The organism is Vibrio fluminensis (assembly GCF_015278125.1).
GTDB lineage: Bacteria > Pseudomonadota > Gammaproteobacteria > Enterobacterales > Vibrionaceae > Vibrio > Vibrio fluminensis.
The window spans coordinates 105,490-123,765 of record NZ_JADILO010000006.1 but is presented as its reverse complement, the minus strand read 5'-3'; the positions used below and the strand labels follow the sequence as shown (position 1 = coordinate 123,765).

Below are 18,276 nucleotides of genomic sequence, written 5' to 3'. Positions count from 1 at the left end.
CAGTAAAACGCATTCAGTTTGGCAAGCTAACTAGGGAAAAATTGTGTATTGGCTCAACGGACAACCGACCGATTCTATCTCTCTACTCGATCGCTCTTTCCAATATGGTGATGGTTGTTTCACTACTATGCTCACTCGAGATGGTGCAGTCGAATGTTGGTCTTATCATTTACAGCGCATGCAAGCTTGTTTAGATGCGTTGGCGATACCTCATCCCGATTGGCAAAAAGTCGAATTGTGGCTTAAACAGGCGGCAAATCACGACTCACTCGCAGGGCTTAAACTTCATATTAGCCGCGGGGAAGGGGGGAGAGGCTATAGCGCTACTCAAGTGAGTGCTCCTAATGTTACTATTAGCGACTTTGCTTTTCCTGCTCACTATTATCAGTGGCAACAAGAAGGGATTGAGCTTGGGGTATGTCAGACGCGTTTAGGGTTGAATCCTTTGCTCGCTGGGCACAAACACAATAACCGCTTGGAGCAAGTGCTGGTGAAAGCGGAGCTCGACCAACGCCAACTGAGTGATGGTGTGGTGCTCAATTTATCGGAACATATCGTTGAAACCAGTATGGCGAATCTGTTTTGGTGGAAAGAGCAAGAACTGTATACCCCAGATTTGACTATGTCAGGTGTTGCAGGTGTCGCAAGACGAAGAGTCTTGGACATTGCGCAGCAGCAAAAGATTAATCTGCATGTTGGTGAGTTTGCGTTGACGGACTTACTGGATGCGGATGAAGTTTTTATCACTAATTCGATTTTAGGTGTGGCCCCAATTAAGGGGATTGAAGGTCAGTCTTTCCAGATAGGAAAGCAGACAAGAAGTATTCAGGAGATGTTGTCCCCGTGATTAAGAAGATCACTTTGTTGTTGCTTTTGGTAGCTGCGTTAGCTACCGGCGCTTTTTTCTATTTAACTAAGCAAGTTGAGCAGTTTGTTACTCAGCCTTTGCAGTTGACTCAAGAACAAATTTTTACTGTCAAACCGGGTTCGAGCTTTCAGCGCGTTTTAGCTCAACTTAATGAGCAGAAACTGATCACCAGCAGTGATGTGGTGAAAGTGATCCGTCATTTCCACCCTGAACTTACTCAGCTGCGCGCAGGTACTTACTTAATTACGCCGGAAATGAATTTAACTGATGCCTTAGCGTTATTTAAAACGGGCAAAGAGCATCAGTTCTCGATTACTTTTGTTGAAGGTTCTCGTTTCAGCGAGTGGCGTACCATTTTAGAAAATGCCCCTTATCTTGAGCATAAAACCAGTGAGATGAGTGAGGCTGACATTGCCAAAGCGCTTGGTATTGAGCAGACGAAACTGGAAGGCTTGTTCCTTGCGGAGACATTCAATTATACCTACGGGACATCTGATTTAGATATTCTCCAGCGTTCTGCGGATAAGCTGCAATCGGTATTGGATGAGGCTTGGCAAAATCGCCAAGATAAACTTCCGCTTAAGACGCCATATGACGCTTTGATTCTCGCCTCCATTATTGAGAAAGAAACGGCGGTAGAATCTGAACGCGAACGCGTGGCTTCGGTGTTTGTGAATCGTTTGAATAAGCGTATGCGCCTGCAAACTGACCCCACCGTGATTTACGGCATGGGTGATAAGTATGATGGCAATATTCGTAAGAAAGATCTGCGTACAGCCACGCCATACAACACTTATGTGATTTTTGGTTTGCCGCCAACACCAATTGCAATGGCAGGCGAAGCATCGATTAAAGCAGCACTGAACCCAGAAGACAGTAACTATTACTATTTTGTCGCCAGCGGAAAAGGCGGTCACGTTTTTTCAAAGAACTTAGCCGATCATAACCGTGCGGTTCGTGCTTATTTACGCCATCTAAGAAGTAACAAATAATTTTTATGAAACAAGCTAAATTTATCGTTGTAGAAGGTCTTGAAGGCGCTGGTAAAAGTACTGCCATCAACGCAGTGTTAGAAGTACTAAAGCGCGCAGGTATTGAGTCTATTAAGCATACTCGTGAGCCAGGCGGTACTGCGTTAGCTGAAAAATTGCGCGAGTTAGTCAAGCAAGAACATGAAGGTGAAGTTCTGCAAGATATGACAGAACTGCTACTTATGTATGCTTCACGCGTTCAGTTGGTTGAGAACGTGATTAAACCGGCATTGGCAAGTGATACTTGGGTGGTGGGCGACCGTCATGATATGTCCTCACAAGCTTATCAAGGTGGTGGTCGACAAATTCCACGCCAAACTATGCAAGCGTTGCGTGAGACCACTCTAGGTGAGTTTAAGCCGGACTTTACCCTTTATCTTGATCTTGATCCGCGCGTCGGTCTTGAACGTGCTCGTGGTCGTGGTGAGCTCGATCGCATTGAGAAAATGGACATGAGTTTCTTCGACCGTACTCGTGAACGTTACCTTGAGATTGCCAATAGCGATGACAGTATTGTTATTATCAATGCAGAGCAGACAATGGACAAAGTTGCTGCGGATATTCAGACAGCACTAGAACAATGGTTGGAAGCACTATAATGGCGCAGCTTTACCCTTGGCTAACACCGTTGTGGCAACAATGGCAGGCTCATTTAGAAGCGGATCGCTTCCCAAATGCCGCCTTGTTGATTGCTAAGCCAGGCTTTGGTGAAGATCAGCTAGTTACGCAATTTAGCCGTGCCGTGATGTGCAGCAACTTTGCGTCAGAACCTTGTGGATTTTGCCACAGTTGCCAATTGATGGCGTCGAGTAGTCACCCTGATTTTCACTGGATTAAGCCAGAAAAAGAGGGCAAGGCGATTACTGTCGATCAAATTCGTCAATGCAACCGAATCGCTCAAGAGTCTTCTCAATTGGCGGGGTATCGCGTGATTGTGATTCAGCCTGCGGATGCGATGAACGAATCGGCGGCGAACGCGTTGCTCAAAACACTAGAAACGCCATCGCCAAGCTGTTTGTTTTTATTGGTGAGTAGCTCGGCGAGCCAACTGTTGCCGACCATTACTAGCCGTTGTCAGCAGTGGCATATTGCACCGCCTGAAGCCGAACAATTGGCAGGCTGGCTCGCAACACAAACACAACAAGCGGTGCCGAGTTTTGCTGCACATATTAATGGTAATTCGCCGCTTAATACGCTTAAGTTTATTGAAGGTGACGGACACAAACGCTACCTCACGATAGAGCAACAGTTACTCGATGTCGCTGCACAGCGTGGTGATGCAATAAAACTAGCGAAAGAACTGAGTGGTGATATTGAAACGTCATTGCTATGGCTTTGGTATTTGCTTACCGATACGCAGAAAGTGCACTTTGGATTGGAACTTCCACAGGCGGTGCCTGGTGCAAAAGTCATGGCCGAACGTATTACGTATAACTTGCTTTACCAACAGACGCAGGCGTTGCAAGCGTTGATTGAGCAACTGACACAGCACACGGGTCTTAACCGTGAGCTATTGATTTTAGACTGGTTATTTAAATTTAATGGGGAAGCATGTTTGTAGATTCTCACTGCCATCTTGATAAGTTGGACTATCAAGATCTTCATCAAGGGATCGCAGACGTGGTTGCTAAAGCAAAAGCAGCTAACGTAAATGAACTATTGTCGGTAGGCGTCACTCTTGATGCTTTTCCGAATATGATCGAAATGATTGAACCATTTGATAACGTTTATGCATCATGTGGTGTTCATCCGTTAGATGTAGAAAGTGACTTTAGTTTTGATTTAATGCGTCAGTACGCCCAGCACCCTAAAGTGGTCGCGATCGGTGAAACAGGTTTAGACTATCACTACCAGCCAGAGACTAAGCCGCTGCAACAACAGCGCTTTGAACAGCAAGTCGCTCTAGCAGTAGAGTTGAACAAGCCTCTGATTATTCACACTCGTAATGCACGTCAAGATACGCTTGATATCCTCCGCAGTGGCGGAGCAGAGAAGTGTGGTGGCGTGATTCACTGTTTTACTGAAGATCTCGCTTTTGCTGAAGCGGCAATGGAACTTGGCTTTTATATTTCCATTTCCGGTATTGTCACCTTTAGACAGGCGACTGAACTGAAAGAAGTGGTAAAGGCATTGCCACTCGAGCGTTTGTTGATTGAGACAGATTCACCTTACCTAGCGCCAGTTCCTCATCGCGGTAAACAAAACCAACCTGCATATGTGGTTGAGGTTGCGGCATATATAGAGCAACTCAAAGGTGCAGCACTGTCAGAAGTTGGGCGAAAAACCAGCGAAAACTTCAAAAATCTTTTTTTGAGATAAAAAAGCATTCGAGTATAAAAAAGAGGCGAAAGTCTCTTTTTTTTTGTTCAAAATATGATGTAAACGTTTTTATGTTACTCAATGGGCATTATTGTTAACTTATCTGCTCATCAAGTAAGCACTTGTAATTTTGTAATAAAAAATAACATTGAAGCTTATTTTATTCGATGGCTGAAATTAATGCTTTGCTGGTTTATTTTTAATTATATCAATGTCTTATGGCATGTTTTTCTTTATAAAATAGAGTTTTTGCGTGTGATCTATCTATTAGTTTGCAATTAAAGTGTCTCGCGCACTAGCAAATGCGAGTGGGCTCAAGATATATTTAGAGGCAGAAAATATAACGTTACAAGTGGTTACATTTTCAATGGGTGCTAACATTTAGGCTACGGGGGTGTGCCGTTAGAGCCCAGATAACTCTAATATCTTTCAGGAGCATAAACATGTTTAAGAACCTTTTTGCAAACCTGCAGAAAGTCGGTAAAGCTCTGATGCTTCCAGTATCGGTGCTACCGGTAGCAGGTATCCTACTAGGTGTAGGTGCAGCTCACCTTAGCTTCATCCCAGAAATCGTTTCTAACCTAATGGAACAAGCAGGCGGCTCAGTATTCGGCCAAATGGCTCTGCTATTTGCTGTGGGTGTTGCACTTGGCTTTACAAATAACGACGGTGTAGCAGGCCTTGCTGCAATCGTTGGTTACGGCATCATGGTTGCTACGCTAAGCGTTATGGCCGGCATCATGGGCGTTGAGAAGATCGACACAGGTGTACTAGGTGGTATCCTTGTGGGTGGTGTTGCTGCTTGGGCATTCAACCGTTTCTTCAAGATCCAACTTCCAGAATACCTAGGCTTCTTCGCTGGTAAGCGTGCAGTGCCAATCATCACTGGTTTTGCTGCAATCATCCTAGGTGTTGTTCTATCTATCGTATGGCCACCAATCGGCGGTGCAATCTCTGCATTCTCTGACTGGGCTGCACACCAAAACCCACAACTTGCGTTCGGTATCTACGGCGTAGTTGAGCGTTCTCTAATCCCATTCGGTCTACACCACGTGTGGAACGTACCATTCTTCTTCGAAGCTGGTACTTGTGTGAACGCAGCAGGCGAAACTCAAAACGGCGTACTAACTTGTTACCTAGTAGCAGACGAAGCTTCTCGCGCAGCGGGCAACGGTTTCGGTCAGCTAGCTGGTGGTTACATGTTCAAGATGTTTGGTCTACCAGCTGCAGCAATCGCTATTGCTCACTGTGCTAAACCAGAAAACCGCGCTAAAGTAATGGGTATCATGGCGTCAGCAGCTCTGACTTCATTCCTAACAGGTATTACTGAGCCAATCGAATTCTCATTCCTATTCGTTGCTCCAATCCTATACGGTATCCACGCTCTACTAGCTGGTTCTGCATACGTTGTTGCTAACACTCTAGGTTTTGTACACGGTACTTCATTCTCACACGGTCTAATCGACTTCCTAGTTCTATCTGGTAACTCTCAGAAGATGGGTCTAATGGTAGCGGTTGGTCTAGTATACGCAGTGATCTACTACGTAGTATTCCGCACTGTTATCACAGCTCTTGATCTTAAGACTCCTGGTCGCGAAGATGAATCTGATGATGCAGCAGTAGCAACTTCTGGCTCAGATATGGCTGGTGAACTAGTTGCAGCATTCGGCGGTAAAGAAAACATCACAGGTCTAGACGCATGTATTACACGTCTACGTGTAGCAGTTGCTGATACAGCAGCCGTTGACCAAGACCAACTTAAAAAGCTAGGTGCAGCAGGTGTTGTTGTCGTAGCTGGTGGTGTTCAGGCAATCTTCGGTACTAAGTCTGATAACCTAAAAACTGATATGGATGAGTGGATTCGTAACCACTAATACATTGAAATTATACCTTCCCCTATAGGTATTCAAAGGAGGCTTCGGCCTCCTTTTTCACGTTCTGCCTTTACGTTTAGTTTCGCGTTCGTCTTTAAGGTAAAGCTAATTGCATATTATCAGTTCAAGTTTCCTTCTCTTCTTTCCCGATTTTAGCCCTCGCTTTACTTTGCTCTGACCTCCACTGTTTGTAAGCCAACACAATAGACAGCAAAGAAATATTGATTAACTGGAGGATAAATGAAAACAGTAGTGAACAAGTTCACCATCGGTAGTGTGTTACTCGCGGCAACTTTTGCGGCGCATGCGAGTAATAATGATAAGCCAACCGATCTCGCTGTGGGGCTGGCCGTTGACCAGCAATTAAGTGTGGTGGTTGAACTGGATGATCAGTATCGCTTTATTATTGGTAATCAAGGAGCAGCCTTTGATTACATCGCTAAAACAGGTCAGTTCAATACTGAAGAACCGATCGAGTGGTATGTTGGATTAGGGGCTTGGGGAGAGTGGGATGATGGCTTTGGTGTACGTGTGCCGTTAGGTGTTAACTACCAAGTCAGCCAAGGCTGGCAGATCTATGGTCAAGTTCAACCAGAGCTCGATATGCACAAAGGTTGGGAGTTAGGCATTGGTGCTGCGGCTGGCGCAAAGTATCACTTTTAGTTTTATACATGTTGGCGCTAGAAATCAGCAATAAAAATGCCAGCGATTTGCTGGCATTTGTCTAGTGGGACATTTTACTGTTTGTTCATTGCACGCTTGATGCAGATTGCCGCACCGCCCCAGGTGATCCCTAGTCCAATCACCATCATAATAATTGCACCTGTTGTCATGATTGCACCTCCTGTGGCTTGCTTGATGTGCTGTTGATAATAAAACCGAAAACGAATAGGGCGCCAATCACTACCCAACCGAGCGTTAGGTCATAACCGCCATAGCCTTCCGTTAGTAGGGTTTGTAGTTTCGTCGCTAGGATGACGGCTAGCATTACCGGTGTAACAAAGCGGATACATACATCAAACCATTGACCAATCGTAAAGTCGGACTTGGCGTTAACGTATTCACGTACGCTTGGTACTTTATTTAATAGCCAAGCCATGAGTACTACTTCAATCAGCGCACCAACCATGATACCAACGTTGTTAGCAAAGTGGTCAACGAGATCGAGAAGCAATAGACCGCCATTGGTCGCAAACGCCATCGATACAATGACTCCAGTACCCACTACGATATTCGCAGCTTTTCTGCGGCTCCACTTAAGCTTGTCGATGATAGCTGACGTTACCGCTTCCATGATTGAGATATGTGAGCTTAGACCTGCCACAACAAGCGCAAAGAAAAACAGCGGACCAAGGACATAAGGTGCAGGTAATAAGTTAATTGCCGCCGGCAAGGTAACAAATGCAAGACCAACGCCTGCTGATACAACTTCTGTTAGTGGTTTACCTTGTTCTTGAGCCATATACCCCAATACGGAGAAAATCATGATTCCGGCAAGAATTGAGAAGCCACAGTTGATCAATACTGTCATAAAGGCGTTGTTCGTAATGTCTGACTTTTCAGGTAAGTAGCTTGAATAAGCCAGCATGATGGCAAAGCCAATACTGAGCGTGAAGAAAATTTGACCATATGCCGCAGCCCAAACCTTCACATCCCAGATCTTGCTAAAGTCAGGCTCGAACATATAGTTCACGCCATCCAGAGCACCTGGAAGGAAAATCATACGTCCAATGAGTAGCAGTACCATAATAAATAGTATTGGCATCATGATCTTCGAAGCGCGTTCAATACCGGCTTTTACGCCCCCGACAATGGCAGCATAAGTGATTGCCCATGCTATGAGCATCGCAATAGCGATTTTCCATTGAATGCTACCTAGCGCCGTTGGCGAGTTGTCACCACCTAATTGTAGGTACTCACTGAAGAAGAAAGCATTGGTGTCGCTGCCCCAACTTTGGGTAAACGACATGCCAAAGTATGAAATCGCCCAGCCGATCACGGCTACGTAGTAAACCGCAATAACGGCCGCGACGCCAACTTGGAACCAACCTAGCCACTCAAATTTAGAGTGAATCTTAGCTAGCGTTTTTGGTGCACTGCCGCGATATTTTTGCCCCATACTGAATTCCAAAATCATAAATGGAATACCAGCAGTGAGCATGGCAAATAGATAAGGAATGAAGAAGGCGCCGCCGCCATTCTCGTAGGCCATATATGGGAAACGCCAAATGTTACCCAACCCGATAGCAGATCCGACTGCCGCTAGAATAAATCCAGCACGGGATCCCCATTGTTCTCGCTTCATAGTTGACTCCTGTATACAACTCCCTGAGGTATGAAGCTTTTCTTAGGCTATCTCGCCTAATTCTGGATGGGTAAAGATAATGTGCTAAATATCACACATTTTTTCTTGCGCCTTCATCCGTGAATTGGCAAAAAAATAAATTAAAATGTTGTGAGCCTGAAGAAAACTCAGAATATTGTTCTTTTATTTGCGATGTGTGTTTGCGAATTCTGAAATTATCAGCTACGCGTGCAGTCACAATAGCGAGAATATTCGGCTATGGCAATAGATTGTAAATGTTATCAATGTGTTTTGCTTGGGTGGGTAATATGTTGTTTTTCTATTTTTTCGGTTTAATGTGCGAGTTTTGTTCAGTTATAGTCTGGTAAATGTGCTGCTATGTACTTATTTGTCGAGATAATAAACTTTTTTAATCCGTAGGCGTTATGACTATATATTGAGCAGATTGATCGCTTTTTTATTGTTACGTGCGGTATTGCCTATCATTCTCACTTCTCACTTCTCGCTTTTAGTGTGCAAAACATACGCATGTTCTTTCATTTGAGCTAATCTAAATGTGATACTGGCGTCATATTTGGATACAAAAAAAGCGCATAAATTGAATGGTTTCTACTCAAGTGTTATTTTTTTGTTAAGCGTATATGGAGGTGCTTATGGAACTAAATCTAAAGTATGCTTTGATTATTACCGCAACGATCTTTGCTGTACTAATCGGCTTCGGTGTCATTGCTGTCGCGACGGCTTAGGCGATTATTGCAATGAGTAACAGCGGTGTCATCACTAACACTGCTAGTACGGTCGACATAGATCGACTCTCTAAATACACCAGTGGGGTTAACGCCCTGGTCGCCCAAGGAGGCGGGCAACGGGGTATCTTCACCGCTGGTGTTTTGGATGCCTTCCTTCTTTCTGATTTTGATCCTTTTCACCGTTTTTATGGTACCTCCGCGGGTGCACTTAATCTTTCCGCATTCCTTTGTCGTCAAAAGGGCATAGGGCGTTCTTTCATACTTGATCTGACAACCTCCACCGAGTTTTTTCACTTATTTAGCTATATTCGCCGTAAGCAATATCTAGGGCTTGATTGGGCGTTAGATAAGATTTGTGACTACCCTTATCGATTAGATGTGGATATGGGACGTCGCGTGCTGGGCTCACGCCAAGCATTTGCTGCCGTGACAGATTCGTCGCGGTTGATCGATCGTTACCTGCCAATGCTTGGAGATGAGTGGAAAAAAGTACTGATAGCAACCTGTGCGATCCCCCGGCTATATGAACATGAAGTGGCATTCAGTCATGGAAATTACATCGATGGCGGAGTTTCGGCCTCGATTCCGGTTCAAGAAGCTTGGCGGCAGGGATCACGATGTATTGTGGTGATTCGTACTGAGGAAGATGATACCCCTGTACCGGAGCAACTTGTCAGTAGAGACGTGGATGTTGAATGGTATCGAGATTCTCTCAATTTAGTTCAAGAGCATTGGCAGCATAAATTGGGGCAGTGGAAAAATGATTGGAATTCGTTCTTTGGTGAACGAGTACAACGGTCAAAGCAAGTAAAAAAAGAGCATTTTATAGCCTCGCTAAATGGCGGCCGTTGGTTGTTTGGGGCTGATGATATTTACCGTTTGAGCCACCTTCTGGGTGACAGTTTTGATTCAAGCCTAATGGATATGTTGATGGTGCACTATCAGACATATTCACTCACACGTGATTTTCTTATTTCTCCTCCCGATGATTGCTATATCGTACAAGTCGCGCCTTCTCAGCCATTATTATCCAGTTCTCTGATGAGTAGTCGTGAAGAATTGCTGCATGATTACCAGCTTGGTATCGATGCCGGTCTACGCTGTGTGGAAACCTTTGACCACTGTAATCTAGCTTCTCAACCTCTCTCATTCCACTGCAAATAGCGGTGAGTTCTAAGCTGTATTGTTGTGATGTTTGTTAGTTATATGGAATTAACATTGTGATCTTCGTCTAATTGCTAATTTTTTTCACAACGAAAAATAATGCAGTCAACTAGCAAAATATAACTAGATGATATGACAGGGGACACAAACAATTAGTCTTATACGTGATGCTTGTCACGGCAATCTACCAAGGCGCTTCACAATTACTTCGCAAAGTAAAAAAATTAATTAGTTGTTGATTCTCGGAGTTTCTCTTATGTACATGGCTCACCCAGGCCACATTGATCATATCAAGCAGGTCAATGCTGGCCGTGTATATAAACTCATTGATCAAAAAGGCCCGATATCTCGCATCGACTTGTCGAAAGAGAGCGAACTTGCACCGGCAAGTATTACTAAAATTACCCGAGAGTTGATCGATGCTCACCTAGTACATGAAACCACTGTTCAGGAGGCAACTAGTCGTGGTCGTCCTGCCGTTGGTTTGCAAGTGAATAACGAAGGTTGGCAATTTCTTTCTATGCGACTTGGTCGTGGTTACTTGACGATTGCTTTGCACGAGCTTGGTGGTGACGTGTTAATCGATAATAAAATCGATATTCATGAAATTGATCAAGAAGACGTACTTGCACGCCTATTACACGAGATTGAAGAATTTTTCCAAACTTACTCTGATCAGCTTGATCGTGTGACTAGTATTGCTATCACGTTACCAGGCTTAGTGAACTCAGAGCAGGGTATTGTGTTGCAAATGCCGCACTACAATGTGGAAAATTTGGCTTTAGGCCCTGAGATCTATAAAGCGACCGGTTTACCCGTATTTATTGCCAACGATACTCGTGCATGGGCATTAGCGGAAAAGCTATTTGGTCATTCACAAGGTAACGAAAACTCAGTACTGATTTCGATTCACCATGGTTTAGGTGCGGGGATTATCCTCGATGGTCGTGTGTTGCAAGGTCGTCATGGCAACATAGGCGAACTTGGGCATATTCAAATTGATCCGCAAGGTAAACTTTGTCACTGCGGTAACCGTGGCTGTCTAGAGACAGTGGCGAGCTCGCAAGCGATTCGCAGTGAAGTCGAAGAACGCATCGCGAAAGGCGAACATTCTGTTCTCGCTGAGTATGAAGAAGTGAGTGTTGAGCAGATCTGTGAGGCGGCCGTTAATGGTGATCCATTAGCGATTGATGTGATTGAAAAGCTTGGTGGTTACTTAGGTTCTGCGGCTGCATTAGTGATTAATTTGTTTAACCCGGAAAAGGTGCTGATTGGCGGAGCCATTAACCAAGCTAAAGAGATTCTTTATCCGGCGATTCAAAAGTGCATTAGGGAACAAAGTTTGCCCGTTTATCATCAAGATCTTGAGTTAGTAGAGTCACGTTTTTATAAACAAGCAACAATGACTGGTGCGGCTCTCGTAAAACAGGCACTATATGATGGCTTATTGCTTATGAAAGTGATAGAAGGGTAATTAATTTATCTCGTTGATCGGTCTGGTTATCTAGTTTCTGTGATTAGCGAGATATAGGCATCGCACAATCCAGATAACTGCTTTAGAGATTTGATATGACCGGAGTATTAAACACTGTAGACCAACGTACCAAACTGGTTGGTGAAAACCGTTTGGAGCTGTTACTTTTTAGTTTAAATAGCCGACAACTGTTTGCGATTAACGTGTTTAAAGTACGTGAAGTAATCAAAGTCCCACCGCTAACTAAATTACCTGGTGCACACTACAATATTACTGGCGTGGCCTCGTTGCGTGGCGTTTCCGTGCCAATTATCGATCTGCGTGCAGCGATCGGTTTCCCACCGTCGCGTCTTGAAAATCAAGAAGAAAACTTAATCATCACGGAATACAACCGCACGGTGCAAGGCTTCTTAGTGGGTCAAGTGCGTAATATCGTTAATACCACTTGGAGCGATATTCAGCCGCCACCAAAAACAGCAGGCCGCTCCAACTACCTGACTGCGATCTCACGAATTAAAGATGGAGAGGATGAGCAGATCATCGAAATCATTGATGTAGAAAAAGTGCTCGCTGAAATCATTGATTATGATGTGTCAATTTCAGAGGGTATCTTGGATGAACAACTTGCGGGTGAAATGATTGGCCGCAATGTACTGATCGTTGATGATTCTTCTACGGCGCGAGCACAAGTAAAAGGTACTCTGTCTCAGCTAGGTTTAAATATTATTGAGTGTTGTGATGGTTTGCAGGCATTGCGCTTGCTGCAGTCTTGGAGTGACGAAGGTAAGAATGTCGCTGAAGAACTGCTTTTGATGATCACCGATGCAGAAATGCCGGAAATGGATGGTTATAAGCTGACTCATGAAGTGCGCTTAGACCCACGTATGAAAGATCTGCACGTGGTGCTCAATACTTCACTGAGCGGCAGCTTTAACGATGCGATGGTGAAGAAAGTAGGTTGTGACCGCTTTATTTCAAAATTCCAACCAGATCTGTTAGTGCAAGTGACACAAGACCGTTTGAAAACCGTTTTAGGTTTGGATTAACGTAACCAAGTGTTAGAAGGGAGCTGAGGCTCCCTTTTTTGATCGCCTATCTTGTGATGAGTATTGTACCAATCAGCATAAGTCTTTGATCATTCTTGCTGATTAAAATCGCTGATAACGTTGTTGCAGATTTTGTAATTAGAATAACTAGTTAGCGGCAATCTGCGCCTAGTTCTAAGCGATTTTCCTTGCGCTTTACGTTGCACAAATTAGCTGACCACTTACTTATCCTGATTGGTATTAATGGAAATCACGCGATTTGGTTTGCAAGCCATGCAGCGTATCGGTGAGATCTTCTAATCTACCCGCGATCACATGGGTAACATCGCCTTCACGTTCGAGAATGCCTTTCACGCGTAGAACCTTAGCGGTCAAATAGGCTTTTTGCTGCGCTCGAGCAGTGGCCCGCCAAACCACGACATTAATGTTGCCAGTATCATCTTCGAGGGTGAAGAAGGTCACGCCAGCAGCGGTTCCCGGTGATTGTCTGCCAGTCACGACACCAATAACGGTCACCAGTGATTGATGTGGTTTGTCGATTAACTGCGTCATACGAGTAAAGCGCCCTAATGCCCCGGCGTTATCTAACAGAGTAATGGGGTGCTGATTCAGTGACACTCCAGTTGCCGCATAATCTTCCAGCATGGTTTGCATATCGCTAGGCGCACTAATAGGTGCGCAATTTTGCTCATCATTGATGTGCTGAAATAGCGGCAGATCCGAGAGCGAGTCCATCATTGCCCAGCGCGCTTGATAGCGGTTATTGGCAATGGTCTGCATTGCGTTCGCGGAGGCAAGCAGTTCGATGTCTCTGCGATTCAAACCAATGTGTTTTAGCTGGGTAGGGTGAGTAAAACCTTGTGCGCTGCGTGCTCTTAGCAATCGTTCGACACTTTCGGTGCTGAGTCCTTTAATCTGCCTTAGCCCCAAGCGAATCGCGAATCCATTGCTCGTGCTCACCACTTGATGATCATACTGTGAATGATTAATGCATACAGGGAGGATAGTCAGCCCATGTCGCTTAGCATCTTGAATCAACTGTGAAGCGCTGTAGAAGCCCATAGGCAGGCTATTAAGCAGTGAGGTGTAGAATGCCTCAGGATAATAGAATTTAAGCCATGCAGAGCAGTAGGCGAGCACCGCAAACGAAGCCGAGTGACTTTCAGGGAAGCCATATTCACCAAAACCAAGGATTTGGTCAAAGATGCGTTCAGCAAATTCAGCTTGATAGCCGCGGCTGAGCATACCTTCAATCAACTTAGTGCGGAATTTAACTAAGTCGCCATTCTTTTTCCACGCCGCCATTGCGCGGCGCAGTTGGTCTGCTTCACCGCCGCTAAAACCGGCTGCCACCATCGCCAGTTTGATCACTTGCTCTTGGAAAATTGGCACCCCCATGGTGCGTTCTAGCACTTGTTTGACTTCTTCTGAAGGGTAACTGATTGCCTCTTCACCGCTGCGGCGCTTAAGAAAAGGGTGCACCATATCACCCTGAATGGGACCTGGGCGAACGATAGCGATTTGAATCACCAGATCGTAATAACAAGCCGGTCTTAATCTTGGCAGCATGCTCATTTGTGCGCGAGATTCAATTTGAAACACACCGACCGTATCGGCACGTTGAATCATGCCGTAAACGTTCGCATCATCTTGACGGCGCGTGATCTCAGCAATCGACAGTTTTTCACCATGAAAACGCTCAACTAGCGCAAAGCATTTGCGGATGGCGCTGAGCATCCCTAGTGCTAAAACGTCGACCTTAAGCAGAGCGAGGCTTTCAAGATCGTCTTTGTCCCATTGGATCACGGTGCGATTGGTCATTGAGGCGTTCTCGACCGGCACCAGTTCATAAAGTGGACCAGAGGAGATAACAAAGCCGCCAACGTGCTGGGATAAATGGCGCGGAAAGCCCATGATCTCATTCACCAATTGGATAAACTGCTCGCCTTTGAGTGAGCTAGGTTCAATGCCGAGTTGGACGATTTGTGCTTGCCAGCCTTGCGCGCGGTCACGATGATTAACGTTCTTAATAAAGTAATCGAGTTGACTTTCTTCAATGCCAAGCGCTTTGCCCACATCACGCACAGCACTCTTAAAGCGATATGAGATCACTGTCGCGGCGAGGGCGGCTCGCTCACGACCATACTTTTGGTAAATGTATTGAATCACTTCTTCACGGCGTTGATGTTCAAAATCGACATCAATATCAGGCGGCTCATCGCGCTCTTTACTGATAAAGCGTTCAAACAATACCGAGATTTGCCTTGGATCAACCGAGGTGATTTCCAAGCAATAACAGACCACCGAGTTCGCTGCTGAGCCGCGTCCTTGGTAGAGAATGTCACTGCGTTTGGCAAACATCACGATGTCGTGAATAGTGAGAAAGTAAAACGGATAGTTGAGCTCTTCGATTAGCCCTAGCTCTTTCTCAATGGTCTGTTCAATGTCTTCGGGTACGCCATGAGGAAAACGCAATTGCTTACCGTAAGCGACCAGTTTACGCAGGTAGCTCATCGGTGTTTCACCGTCAGGGATCAGTTCGCTTGGGTACTCATACTTAAGCTCACTGAGGCTGAAGGTGCAGCGTTTCGCTATCTGCACACTTTGTTGTAACCACTCTGGCTTAAACAGCTTATTGAGCTTATCGATGCTCCGTAGTGAACGCTCAGTATTAACCAGTAAGTGCCCGCTTAGGTTACTCACACTGCCACCGTGCTTGATGGCAGTAAGAGTGTGTTGCAGTGGTAAGCGAGTAGCGGTGTGCATTAATACACCACCACAAGCAGTAACAGGCAGTTGCAGCTCTGCAGCGAGCTGCTGGCAATGACTGAGGTAAACATGGTCGTCACTGCTTAAGTGACGTTGTACTCCTAGCCATAAACGGCGTGAGTGATGCTGAGCGAGCCACCATCCCCATTTACGATCCGGCTCTTGATGAGTAGGGAGCCAAATCACTAAGCAGTGGCGAATCGACATCAAATCCCATTCGGAGAGTTGATATTCGCCTTTTTCACTGCGGCGGCGAGCATTGGTGATAATACGGCACAACTCAGCATAGGCTTGGCGGTTGGGGCAGAGTAATACCACTTGGCACTCGCCGTTGAGCCAAAACATACTGCCAATGATCAGCTTAACGCCAAGCTGGTGGTTTTTTATCGCGGTGTGGGCGCGTACCACGCCAGCGACGGAGCATTCATCGGTGATCGCCAGTGAGTGATAGCGTAGAAAGTCGGCTTGCAGGATCAGCTCTTCTGCATGAGATGCCCCAGTGAGAAAAGAGAAATTGGTTTGGCAAAATAACTCGGCATAAGACATGAGGTGACTCCGTGTTAACTAAATTGTCCGTGGAGAAACCACTGTTTATCTTGATTGCGAAACACCCATAACCAGCGACCGGTATTGCTACGGGCAATAAAGTAATCTCGCGTGATGTCATCACCATCCCACCAACCAGTCACAAAGCGCTCAGGACCTTGTACGATTGAGACTTTTTCTTGTAGTGGCTCAGGAGTAGGTAACAGAAAACTTGGTCGACAGCGAGCCACGTGCGGTTTGCTTGGTATAGGCAGCGTTGGGTCACACAGTTGAGTCGCTTTCTCTGGCCGTGGGTCATGGCTAAGCGCGACTTTGCGTACATTCTCTTTACCCAGTTTGGCTTGCAATAAGCCGATCAATTCCAGTGGGGTTTGCTGCCCTTGTGGACCATTAAACATATCGCGGCTGGTCGCCTCTAACGCACCGCCACGTACGATCGCTAAGGTTAGACCTTGCACCGGCGCTTTGAGCTTGAGTGATTCTAAAGTTAGCTGGCACAACTTGAGCCAGTGCTTTGCCATATAATCACCACAGGCGGAGGTAAAGCGGATGGTGTCACTCTGTTTATCGCGCTGATGCAGCGTAAGTTGCAACTCATAAGCGACATGATTGCGCAGGGTGAGAAATAGTTCTAAACGCTCTAACAGTTTTTTCAGTGGGCGCTCAAGCCACTGAATATTTTCAATTTCATACAAAAGCTCTAGATAGCTGTGAAACTTCTCTGGTGGGTGATAAAAATCGAGCGGGTGCTTAAATTGCCCGAGTAGACGCCCTACGTAGTTGACCAAATCGATATCAAAACGACGTGCTAATTCCGCCATTGGTAGACTCAGTAGCTCGGCTAAGTTGTTAACTCCTACGCGTTGTAGCGCAGCCACTTGTTTTCTCGCCAGTTCAGTGGCACTCAGCGGGTAAGTTTTAATGCATTCCAATAGCTGCGCGTTGTCGCTAGAAATAAGCATTTTCGCTGATTTGGCGAGTAAAATTGCCGAATAGGGCGAAAATCCGGTGGAATAGCTATAACGGTAACCCAGTTGATTAAGGTGCTGAGACAAGCTTTGCCAATAGCGTTCAATGCCGCCATATAAGCAGAGCATGTCACTGACTTTTAGTAGTATGCCTTGCGGTGGCACGAGAACGATATCGGAGGTGACGAGATAGAGCCACTGGGCAATATCAACCAAGGTTTGCCGCTCTTGCTCTACTTGGTAAGGGTGGACTTGCAACTGGTGGCAAAGCGCGCTGGCACTTCCCAGTCCCATGCCAATTTTAATCCCATGTTCGAGCGCCATTGGATTCGCCTGTACGATTTGAAAACGCTGCCCATCGACGATCACCATGGCTTGATCATCGACGTTCGTTTGATCGTTTTGTTCGGCAAACAGGGCATCCAGCTGCAAAGCTGGAAAATGAAGGTAAAGCCACAACTGCATGGTTTAACCTTGTTTGCGTAGCGGGAAAGGGATCACCACAGGTTCTGGTTGTGTGATTGCGAGTTGGGACCAACGCGTGCGCATATCCAGCACAAAAGAGCCATGTGACCAGCCGCCTTTACGCTTAGTAATGGTGATGGTTAAGCCATGATGGTGCGGCTCTAAGCGCATACTTAAACTGACAGGTAGAGAGAAGATATCTTGCTGGGCTTGCTTAAACAGAAAGTGAAGACAATGACCGGTTTCACTTGCTACTTGTAAACGGCGTGCTTGGTGAACTTCCAATTCCGATTGCCACAGTAGAACGTTGCTACAAGTGCCACTTTTTAAACATTGCTCGGCTGCCCACAAGGCGTGTTGTGGGGTCTCTGGGTAGATAAGTAAAATTTGGTTGAGGTCAAAGCCTTGTTCCACTAACATCTCGGCGCACAAGTAGCCGGGAGGCTGAATAAATACACTCATGCGCTCTTCGCTACTTGCCAGTAGGTGAGGCAGCAATAAGCGTAATTCACCGATACCAGAGTCGCTTTGTAGCTCAATCACACCATGCTTAGGAAAGCCGCCTTCCAGCTTGCTATCGAGCAACGCAAAACCGGTTGAATAGGTTTCTGTTGGCTGATTTTGGGCATTACCTTGCCATAGCCAGTGCTTCTGTTTTAGATGTTCAATCAGTTCGGACATAGGCAGTTGTTGAATAA

At 45.7% G+C, this 18,276-nt stretch carries 16 protein-coding genes; 11 read left to right on the top strand and 5 right to left on the bottom strand.

Annotation, left to right across the window (positions count from 1 at the left end):
- The first annotated feature begins 43 nt into the window (after positions 1-43).
- The 7 genes from pabC (at position 44) to IRQ95_RS06765 (ending at position 6,755) form a co-directional block, all read left to right on the top strand.
- Positions 44-847 carry an aminodeoxychorismate lyase gene (pabC, locus tag IRQ95_RS06795; protein ID WP_194436233.1) on the top strand — a complete coding sequence of 268 codons (804 nt, stop codon included), beginning with the start codon at positions 44-46 and terminating at the stop codon, positions 845-847.
- Entirely contained in the window at positions 844-1,860 is a 1,017-nt protein-coding gene (gene mltG / locus IRQ95_RS06790; RefSeq protein ID WP_194436232.1) for an endolytic transglycosylase MltG, read from the top strand. Before pabC ends, mltG begins: the two co-directional genes overlap by 4 nt.
- Positions 1,861-1,865: 5 nt before the next feature.
- Positions 1,866-2,498, top strand: a complete 633-nt coding sequence (gene tmk / locus IRQ95_RS06785) for a dTMP kinase (protein WP_194436231.1) — start codon at positions 1,866-1,868, stop codon at positions 2,496-2,498.
- Positions 2,498-3,460, top strand: coding sequence for a DNA polymerase III subunit delta' (holB, locus tag IRQ95_RS06780; RefSeq protein WP_194436230.1), 963 nt, complete (start codon positions 2,498-2,500; stop codon positions 3,458-3,460). The genes tmk and holB overlap by 1 nt, the downstream gene beginning before the upstream one ends.
- Positions 3,451-4,218 carry a TatD family hydrolase gene (locus IRQ95_RS06775; RefSeq protein ID WP_194436229.1) on the top strand — a complete coding sequence of 256 codons (768 nt, stop codon included), beginning with the start codon at positions 3,451-3,453 and terminating at the stop codon, positions 4,216-4,218. The genes holB and IRQ95_RS06775 overlap by 10 nt, the downstream gene beginning before the upstream one ends.
- A 443-nt stretch (positions 4,219-4,661) precedes the next feature.
- Positions 4,662-6,092, top strand: coding sequence for a PTS glucose transporter subunit IIBC (gene ptsG, locus IRQ95_RS06770; RefSeq protein WP_194436228.1), 1,431 nt, complete (start codon positions 4,662-4,664; stop codon positions 6,090-6,092).
- A 240-nt stretch (positions 6,093-6,332) separates the two neighbouring features.
- Complete coding sequence (locus IRQ95_RS06765) at positions 6,333-6,755, top strand: hypothetical protein (RefSeq protein ID WP_194436227.1); 423 nt, start codon at positions 6,333-6,335, stop codon at positions 6,753-6,755.
- 74 nt (positions 6,756-6,829) lie between these two features.
- Here IRQ95_RS06765 and IRQ95_RS06760 read toward each other — a convergent pair whose 3' ends face one another.
- A complete protein-coding gene (locus IRQ95_RS06760) occupies positions 6,830-6,925 on the bottom strand; it encodes a MetS family NSS transporter small subunit (RefSeq protein ID WP_123783893.1) in 96 nt (31 codons plus the stop codon).
- Entirely contained in the window at positions 6,922-8,397 is a 1,476-nt protein-coding gene (locus IRQ95_RS06755; RefSeq protein ID WP_194436226.1) for a sodium-dependent transporter, read from the bottom strand. The genes IRQ95_RS06760 and IRQ95_RS06755 overlap by 4 nt, the downstream gene beginning before the upstream one ends.
- A gap of 653 nt (positions 8,398-9,050) precedes the next feature.
- Between IRQ95_RS06755 and cydH the strand changes: the two genes are divergently transcribed.
- The 4 genes from cydH (at position 9,051) to IRQ95_RS06735 (ending at position 12,830) form a co-directional block, all read left to right on the top strand.
- Positions 9,051-9,143 (top strand): cytochrome bd-I oxidase subunit CydH, encoded by a 93-nt coding sequence (gene cydH, locus IRQ95_RS06750; RefSeq protein ID WP_139312220.1) that lies wholly within the window; start codon positions 9,051-9,053, stop codon positions 9,141-9,143.
- A 12-nt stretch (positions 9,144-9,155) separates the two neighbouring features.
- Positions 9,156-10,310, top strand: a complete 1,155-nt coding sequence (locus tag IRQ95_RS06745) for a patatin-like phospholipase family protein (protein ID WP_194436225.1) — start codon at positions 9,156-9,158, stop codon at positions 10,308-10,310.
- A gap of 256 nt (positions 10,311-10,566) precedes the next feature.
- Positions 10,567-11,784: a sugar metabolism global transcriptional regulator Mlc gene (gene mlc / locus IRQ95_RS06740; RefSeq protein ID WP_194436224.1), complete on the top strand. Its 1,218-nt coding sequence runs from the start codon at positions 10,567-10,569 to the stop codon at positions 11,782-11,784.
- A gap of 95 nt (positions 11,785-11,879) precedes the next feature.
- Entirely contained in the window at positions 11,880-12,830 is a 951-nt protein-coding gene (locus IRQ95_RS06735; protein ID WP_194436223.1) for a chemotaxis protein CheV, read from the top strand.
- A 240-nt stretch (positions 12,831-13,070) separates the two neighbouring features.
- Here IRQ95_RS06735 and IRQ95_RS06730 read toward each other — a convergent pair whose 3' ends face one another.
- Genes IRQ95_RS06730 through imuA form a run of 3 tightly spaced genes read right to left on the bottom strand, consistent with a single transcriptional unit; the run spans position 13,071 to position 18,259 of the window.
- Entirely contained in the window at positions 13,071-16,145 is a 3,075-nt protein-coding gene (locus tag IRQ95_RS06730) for an error-prone DNA polymerase (protein ID WP_194436222.1), read from the bottom strand.
- A 14-nt stretch (positions 16,146-16,159) separates the two neighbouring features.
- Complete coding sequence (locus tag IRQ95_RS06725; protein ID WP_194436221.1) at positions 16,160-17,578, bottom strand: Y-family DNA polymerase; 1,419 nt, start codon at positions 17,576-17,578, stop codon at positions 16,160-16,162.
- Between the two features lie 3 nt (positions 17,579-17,581).
- The gene (imuA, locus tag IRQ95_RS06720) at positions 17,582-18,259 is read right to left on the bottom strand and encodes a translesion DNA synthesis-associated protein ImuA (RefSeq protein WP_194436220.1); all 678 of its coding nucleotides are present in this window, start codon (positions 18,257-18,259) and stop codon (positions 17,582-17,584) included.
- Positions 18,260-18,276: the final 17 nt, after the last annotated feature.